Raw genomic sequence first — 6,501 nt, 5'->3', positions numbered from 1 at the left:
GGGTCGACGGCGGTAACACAGCTTTGTGTCCAAAGTGCGGCATTGATTCTGTCATCGGCTCGGCATCAAACGCGCCTGTAAATCCGGAGTTTCTCTTGAAGATGTACGAGCACTGGTTCTGAACGAAACGCGTGGTTGCTGCGCCTGCGTCTGGAACACGCCTGCGCCCTGCTGTCACGGAGCGGACAACCCATCATCGACGTCGCCCAAGCGGTCGGGTTTTACGATCAAAGTCATTTCAACCGGGCTTTCCGGCACGCATTCGGCGTCGCACCCTCGCGCTACCGGACGTGAAAAACCGGCCCTTGGCGACCGTCAATTTTTTACAAGCCTGACCGCCCTCCTTCTCCCTAGGATGCACAAAAACGGGTGAGATCAACTCTGCCCGTGCAGCCGAGGACAGGAACATGAACGCTGAAACCAACAGACCGCCCGCATTGGGTTTTGCCAGTGACAACATCGCCGGCGCATCACCCGAGGTCGCGCAAGCGCTGGTGAATCACAGCACCGGCCAAGCGGGCGCGTACGGCTCGGATGAATTGTCCTTGCAGGTCAAACTCAAGCTCAGCGAGATCTTCGAGCGCGACGTGGAGGTCTTGCTCGTGCCCACCGGCACCGCCGCCAACAGCCTGTGCCTGAGTGCAATGACGCCACCCTGGGGCAACATCTATTGCCACCCTTCCAGCCATATCAATAACGATGAATGCGGCGCCCCTGAATTCTTTTCCGGCGCGAAACTGATCACCATTGACGGCCCGTCGGCCAGGCTGGATGTCGAGCGCCTGCGTGACCGCAGCCGTGAGAAGGTCGGCGATGTGCACACCACCCAACCGGCCTGCGTCAGCATCACCCAGGCCACTGAAGTCGGCAGTCTGTACAACCTCGACGAGATTGGTGCCATCGGTGAGGTGTGCAAGGCCAATGCACTTGGCTACCACATGGACGGTTCACGGTTTGCCAACGCCTTGGTCTCCCTGGGCTGCACCCCGGCGCAGATGACCTGGAAGGCTGGCGTGGATGCCTTGTCGTTCGGTGCCACCAAGAACGGCGCATTGGCTGCCGAAGCCATCGTACTGTTCAACCCTGCGCTGGCCAGCGAGCTGAACATTCGCCGCAAGCGCTCGGGGCATCTGCTGTCGAAGATGCGTTTTCTCTCGGCACAGATGGATGCGTATCTGAGCGACGACCTATGGCTGCGCAACGCACGCCAGGCCAATGATGCAGCCCGGCGCCTGGCCAGCGGATTGGCGGGACTCAAAGGTGTGGAGGTTCAGGGTGAAACCGAGGCCAATATCCTGTTCTGCAAACTGGATTCAGCCATCATTCAGGCGCTGCTCAAGGCCGGATTCGGTTTCTACCATGATCGCTGGGGCGCAAACATCGTGCGTTTTGTCACCTCGTTCGCCACCACCTCCGAGGATGTCGATCACCTGCTGAAACACGTCAGGCAGGTGGTCTCCACGCTGCACGCATAACCTTGTTGAGGGACACCGGGGGCGAGTCAGGCGCGCTCGGTCAGGCGTGCTTCAAGTTCTGCTATCCGCGCCTGCAACCGCTCGCGCTCGACGCATTCGGCGCTGATGTCTTCGAAGACGCTGATCAGGTGATCGGGCACGCCGTCCTGGGGGCGGCGTTGCAGCGAGGTGCGCACACGCACCCACAGGTAGCTGCCGTCGTTGCGGCGCAGGCGCTTTTCCAGCACGTAGCGGTCGATTTGCCCGGACATCAACTGGCCGAGCAGCTCAAGGTTCTTTGGCAGGTCGTCGGGGTGGGTGAGTGACTGAAAGGTCATTGCGTACAGTTCGTCGGCGCTGTAGCCGAGCAACTCGCAGACGCTGCCGTTGACCCGCTGCCAGCCGCCATCCAGACCGATATAGGCCAGAGCGCCCCAGGCCAGTTCGAAGATCGCCCGGAAACGTTCCTCGCTGTCGCGCAACTCGTCCTCGATCTGCATGCGCACGGTGTTGTCCATGCTGATGCCGACCATCTTCACGGTACGGCCGACCGCGTCCTTGACCGCCGTGGCCCGGGAGGAAATCCTGCGCAGGCTGCCGTCGGGCTGGAAGATGCGGAAGTCGAATTCGCAGCCGCTGCCTTCGTTGATGGCGCGGTCGTACATGGCCTGCATCGCCAGTACGTCGTCCTGCGCCAGATGGCTCCAGAATTCTTCGTTGGTGTGCACCGACCAGCCATACACTTCTTCGACGTTGGGTGAGTAGGTCACCTCGTCGCTGACCAGGTTCCACTCCCAGGTGACGATGCGCGCGCCTTCCTGGGCCAGCTTCATGCGCTCTTCGCTTTCCATGATCTCGGTGGTGTAGCGACGGCGCAGGTCGGTCATTGGCAACTCGACGGATTCGGCACCTTGCAGGTCGCGCAGGGCTTCTTCGCCATACCGCAACCAGATCCAGTTGACCTTGAGAAAGTCCGCCAGTTTGCGCAGGTTGTCGTAGTCGATCTCGCCCCCGCGGGTCCACTTGTGCACCGACGTGCGCGAGATGCCCAACGCCGTGCCCACCACTTGCAGGGTCAGCTTGTTGAGTTCGAGCAATTCCTTCAGGCGGAAGGCGAAACTGTTTTCCGTCATGTGCGGTCCTGTGTGGGGTGCCGGGGACCAGCAGTATACACAGGAGTCAATCCGTGACGGCAGGCCACCGCCCTCCTCCCCCTGTAGGAGCAAGCTCGCTCCTACAAAAGAAATGACAGACCGGTCAGAGGTCGATCACCAGTCGCTCCCCACGCGCCCGGGAAACGCAAAGCATCATGGTCTGCTGGGAAGCCTTTTCATCGTCCGACAGGTACTGGTCGAAATGCTCCACCTCACCTTCGAGGATTGCCGTTTCGCAGGTACCGCAGACCCCTTCGCGGCACAGGCAGTCCACCTGGGCGGCCTTGACGTTCTCGATGGCCTGGATGATGGTCATGCCCTCTTCCACCCGCAGCTCACGGCCGGAACGGCCCAGCACCAGGGTAAAGGCACCGCCACTGGCAGGCGCGGCGGCGAACTGTTCGAAGTGCACCCGTGCGTCGGCGATACCGGCCTTCTTCGCGCCGTCGCTGACGGCATCGATCAGCGGTTTCGGGCCACAGACGTAGACGTGGGCGTCTTCATCCAGACCGGCAAACAGTCCGGCGAGGTCCAGTCGACGCTCAAGGCTGTCAATGTAGAAACGCACGTTCTGGCCATGGGCGCCGTCGGCCAGTTCGCCTTGAAACGCACCGTGTTCCGGGCTGCGAAAGGCGTAGTGCAGTTCATAGGGCACGTCGCTGCCCTCCAACTCATGCAGCTGGGACAGGAACGGCGTGATGCCGATGCCGCCGGCGATCAATACGTGGCGACCGGCCTTGGCATCCAGCGCAAACAGGTTGTTCGGGGTGGAGATGGTCAGCAGGCTGCCGACTTCCACCTGTTGGTGCATGTACGCGGAGCCACCCTTGGACTGCTCTTCCAGACGCACGCCGATCTGGTAGTGACTCAGGTTGCGCGGGTCGCTCATCAGCGAATAGGCGTTGCTGAAGACCTTGGCGTCGGCGCCCTTCATCTGCACGATCACATGACTGCCGCCGGTGAATGCCGGCATCGGCTGGCCATCCTCGCGAGCGAGGGTAAAACGCTTGATCTGCGGTGTTGCCTGTTCCACGGCAGTTACCCGCACGCTGAACATTTCGTATGTGTTGGCCATGATTCACCTCAACTGCAACCCGGGACGACAGCGGCCGCGTCGTCCCGGCAAACCTCGCCGGGCTTATACCGCCAGGCAGAGGTACTTGATTTCCAGATAGTCCTCGATGCCGTATTTGGAGCCTTCGCGCCCCAGGCCGGACTGTTTGATGCCGCCAAAGGGCGCGACCTCGTTGGAGATCAGCCCGGTGTTGACGCCGACCATGCCGTACTCCAGACGCTCGGCGACCTTGAATACGCGGGCGATGTCACGGCTGTAGAAGTACGCCGCCAGCCCGTAGAGGGTGTCGTTGGCCAGCGCTATAACTTCGTCGTCGGTCGAGAAGCGCACCAGTGCGGCGACCGGGCCGAAGATTTCGTCCTGCAGCAGGTCCATGCCCGGGCGAATGCCACCCAGTACGGTCGGCTCGAAGAAGTTGCCGCCCAGTGCATGGGGCTTGCCGCCCAACAGCAGGTCAGCACCCTTGCCAGTGGCGTCGTCGATCAGGCTCTGCACCTTGGCCACGGCCTTGTCGGTGATCAACGGGCCGATCTGCGTGCCTTGCGCCGTGCCATGGCCTACGTCGAGTTCGCCCACGCGCTCGACGAAACGCGCGGTGAAGCGCTCGTACACAGCGTCATGCACGTAGAAGCGGTTGACGCAGACGCAGGTCTGTCCGGCATTGCGGTACTTGGCGACCAGCGCGCCTTCCACCGCGGCTTCGATATCGGCGTCTTCGAACACGATGAACGGCGCGTTGCCGCCCAGTTCCAGCGAGACCTTCTTGATGGTTTCCGCACACTGGCCCATCAACAGACGGCCCACCGGGGTCGAGCCGGTGAAGCTGAGCTTGCGCACCAGCGGGTGACCGGTGAGTTGCGCACCAATGGCCGGGGCGTCGCCTGTGACCACGTTGATCACACCGGCCGGGACGCCGGCACGTTCCGCCAACTCAACCAGCGCGAGCGCCGAGAATGGCGTTTCGTTGGCTGGCTTGATCACCATCGTGCAACCGGCAGCCAGGGCCGGTGCGGCTTTGCGGGTGATCATCGCCGCCGGGAAATTCCACGGGGTAATGGCCGCGCACACGCCGATGCCCTGCTTGATCACCAGCAGGCGTTTGTCTGCTGCCGGGCTCGGGATCACGTCGCCATAGATACGCTTGCCTTCCTCGGCGAACCACTCGATGAAGGACGCCGCGTAACGGATTTCACCGAGGGCTTCGTGCAGCGGCTTGCCCTGCTCGAAGGTCATCAGTTGCGCCAGGTCGTTTTCGTGTTCGAGCAGCAACTCGAACCAGCGACGCAAAATCTGCGCACGCTCCTTGGCGGTTTTTGCCCGCCAGCCGGCCAGCGCGGCGTCGGCGGCTTCGATGGCGCGCACGGCTTCGGCGCCGCCCATCAGCGGCACCTGGCCCAGAAGTTCGCCGTTGGCCGGGTCGTGAACGTCCACGCTGCGGCCGTTGTCGGCGTCGCACCAGCGCCCGTTTATATAGGCTTGCTGGCGGAACAGGTTGCAATCATTGAGTTTCACGCAAGGTACTCCGCGAACCGCCGCCGACCTTGAACTGTCGGCGGCGCGTGCTTGATCAGTCGAGGTGGGACACCGCGATCAGGTTGTGGAAGTGCGCGATGCCGTGCTCGCTGATGCCGCTGCGCTCCTTGTCGACCATGATCCGGCCCTGGCCGCGATAGCCGCGGGACTTCAGGCCCTTCTGCACGCTCTCCACCAGACGCAGGTCTTCGGGGCGGAACACTTCGCGGTACCAGTCGATCAGCTTCTGCTGTTCCTCGGTGATGTCCTTGTTGAGGAAGTAGATGTCGTAGTGCTGCAGGGTGGTTTCGGCATCGACCGGGAACTCGTAGATCACGGTCATGAAGTTGGCTCCCGGCGGCACGTTGAACATGGTGCACGGCCAGGCCCAGAAACCGGCGAAGGACGGATCGCTGACCGACTCGTCAACCTGGAACGACTGCTCGGACGACTTGGCGATGCCGTACTGCAACGACCAGTTGCCATGCAGGGTGTGCACGTACTGACCGACGTCCACCGAGTCGGCGAAGCTTGGGTGCGCCGGACCGCAGTGGTAGCACTCCATGTAGTTGTCGACGATCGACTTCCAGTTGGCCGGGGTGTCGCTGACGAAGCGTGCCGCCAGGTGCAGGTCGTCGATGACGCTGCAGGCACCGCGCATGCGCGCTTCCAGGCCTGGCAACTGGTCTTCGACGCTGCCGGCGTCCGGGTCCATGTTGACGAAAATGAAGCCGGCGTATTCTTCGACGCGCAGTTGCACCAGGCTGAAATCGCCCTTGTCGAAGGCTTCTACCTGATCGCAGTTGCGCACGTGGGTCAGCTCGCCGTCGAGCTTGAAGGTCCAGGCGTGGTACGGGCAGGCGATGACGTTCTTGGCCTTGCCGCTGCCTTCGAGCAACTGGTGACCGCGGTGCGGGCAGACGTTGTAGAAGGCGCGCAGCACGCTGTCGCGACCACGGATGACGATGATGCTTTCGCCGATCACTTCGCGGGTGATGTAGGCGTTGTTTTCCGCCACTTCACTGCGGTGGCCCAGGCAGATCCAGCTCTTGGCGAAGATCTTTTCCTTTTCGTGTTCAAACACCGAAGCGCTGGTGTAGAAGTTGGCAGGAATGGTGAAAGCACGTGCAGGGTCGCTGCAGAAATCAGCGGGCAGACGTTCGAAATCAGTCATGAGTGTCTCCAGGCAATCAATTAACCCGCGCTCCGCGCAGATTTTTAGTTATCAGTTAACTGCAACCCGATGGTTAACAAGACAGGCAAAAAAAAGCCCGTCGATGGCACCGCCCTCGGGCAGGCGGCGCCA

General features: G+C 61.9%; 6 protein-coding genes. 2 read left to right on the top strand and 4 right to left on the bottom strand.

What is annotated here, in order from left to right; translation table 11 throughout:
• Nucleotides 1-135: 135 nt before the first annotated feature.
• Together EIY72_RS12005 and EIY72_RS12000 are read left to right on the top strand one after the other, a co-directional pair.
• Nucleotides 136-294 (top strand): helix-turn-helix transcriptional regulator, encoded by a 159-nt coding sequence (locus EIY72_RS12005; RefSeq protein WP_231985572.1) that lies wholly within the window; start codon nt 136-138, stop codon nt 292-294.
• A 113-nt stretch (nt 295-407) separates the two neighbouring features.
• Complete coding sequence (locus EIY72_RS12000; protein ID WP_093222845.1) at nt 408-1,475, top strand: threonine aldolase family protein; 1,068 nt, start codon at nt 408-410, stop codon at nt 1,473-1,475.
• A gap of 26 nt (nt 1,476-1,501) precedes the next feature.
• On the opposite strand, the gene EIY72_RS11995 is transcribed toward EIY72_RS12000, so the two are convergent.
• The 4 genes from EIY72_RS11995 to EIY72_RS11980 all read right to left on the bottom strand — a co-directional run bounded on the left by EIY72_RS11995 (nt 1,502) and on the right by EIY72_RS11980 (nt 6,369).
• A complete protein-coding gene (locus EIY72_RS11995) occupies nt 1,502-2,587 on the bottom strand; it encodes a helix-turn-helix domain-containing protein (RefSeq protein WP_093222848.1) in 1,086 nt (361 codons plus the stop codon).
• Nucleotides 2,588-2,711: 124 nt separating this feature from the next.
• On the bottom strand, nt 2,712-3,683 hold the full coding sequence (locus tag EIY72_RS11990) for a PDR/VanB family oxidoreductase (RefSeq protein ID WP_093222851.1): 972 nt from the start codon (nt 3,681-3,683) through the stop codon (nt 2,712-2,714).
• Between the two features lie 63 nt (nt 3,684-3,746).
• Complete coding sequence (locus EIY72_RS11985) at nt 3,747-5,195, bottom strand: NAD-dependent succinate-semialdehyde dehydrogenase (protein ID WP_093222854.1); 1,449 nt, start codon at nt 5,193-5,195, stop codon at nt 3,747-3,749.
• A 55-nt stretch (nt 5,196-5,250) separates the two neighbouring features.
• Nucleotides 5,251-6,369, bottom strand: coding sequence for an aromatic ring-hydroxylating oxygenase subunit alpha (locus EIY72_RS11980; protein WP_093222857.1), 1,119 nt, complete (start codon nt 6,367-6,369; stop codon nt 5,251-5,253).
• Nucleotides 6,370-6,501: the final 132 nt, after the last annotated feature.

The organism is Pseudomonas vancouverensis, from assembly GCF_004348895.1.
Classification (GTDB): Bacteria; Pseudomonadota; Gammaproteobacteria; order Pseudomonadales; family Pseudomonadaceae; genus Aquipseudomonas; species Aquipseudomonas vancouverensis.
Note: the sequence above shows the minus strand (reverse complement) of the source record. Positions and strands in the feature narration are given on the sequence as shown.

Bases quoted from the DNA above. Each gene is read 5' to 3' on its own strand.
- EIY72_RS12000 (WP_093222845.1), top strand. From the start codon at position 408: ATGAACGCTGAAACCAACAGACCGCCCGCATTGGGTTTTGCCAGTGAC.
- EIY72_RS11980 (WP_093222857.1), bottom strand. From the start codon at position 6,369: ATGACTGATTTCGAACGTCTGCCCGCTGATTTCTGCAGCGACCCTGCA.
- EIY72_RS11990 (WP_093222851.1), bottom strand. From the start codon at position 3,683: ATGGCCAACACATACGAAATGTTCAGCGTGCGGGTAACTGCCGTGGAA.
- EIY72_RS11995 (WP_093222848.1), bottom strand. From the start codon at position 2,587: ATGACGGAAAACAGTTTCGCCTTCCGCCTGAAGGAATTGCTCGAACTC.